The sequence below is a fragment of the Modestobacter marinus genome (assembly GCF_019799945.1).
Classification (GTDB): domain Bacteria; phylum Actinomycetota; class Actinomycetes; order Mycobacteriales; family Geodermatophilaceae; genus Modestobacter; species Modestobacter marinus_B.
This window is the reverse complement of record NZ_JABGCH010000193.1, coordinates 1-585: the sequence shown is the minus strand read 5'-3', so window position 1 is coordinate 585 and position 585 is coordinate 1. Positions and strand designations below refer to the sequence as shown.

Here is a 585-nt window from a genome sequence, read left to right as displayed (position 1 = left end):
TTTTTAATATTCCCCTTGATTTTAGAGAAAATATGTGCCACTCATTCTTCTTCACTACCCTTGTAATGTAAATCACTGATTAAATATTCAATAATTTCATTAGGTTTAGTCTTATCAACTTCTGCATAGACCTTAGGAAGTGGTTTTTGGTCTGTTTTAGGCACTTGCAACTCTTCCCTAAGCATTTCTATCACACCCAAATTTTTTGCCGCCTTATGAGCTTCTTGTCTTAACGCCACATTTTTCTTTTGCTGCTTAAGGATGTGCAATTCCTTTTTGGCAAGAAGTTGCAGTTGGTCCTCTGTGAATGATTGACTTTCAAGAGCAATCTCCACGCCGCGTTTCATGTTTATGAACCTCTGCCCCAATGAACGCTCAACAAAATTGGTTTCATATTTATCATTGAATTTCTTGGTTGCCAATTTTGTGCTTGGGTTCTCGTGGAAAATATCTCACAAGTCCCTTTCCATCTGTTTGGTGAATTTCATTATTCCTCCTTGTCATCTTCCTCTTTCATGAAGTCTTCACGAAGAGTGACAAATGGTGTTCCTTTTTCAACTTTTCTTACTTTCATCGGCAATTTAC

1 protein-coding gene is annotated in these 585 nt (G+C 37.3%); it reads right to left on the bottom strand.

Translation table 11 applies throughout. The annotated features are described in order from the left end of the window. Window positions 1-41 precede the first annotated feature (41 nt). Entirely contained in the window at window positions 42-347 is a 306-nt protein-coding gene (locus HK417_RS24610) for a hypothetical protein (protein ID WP_222273472.1), read from the bottom strand. Window positions 348-585: the final 238 nt, after the last annotated feature.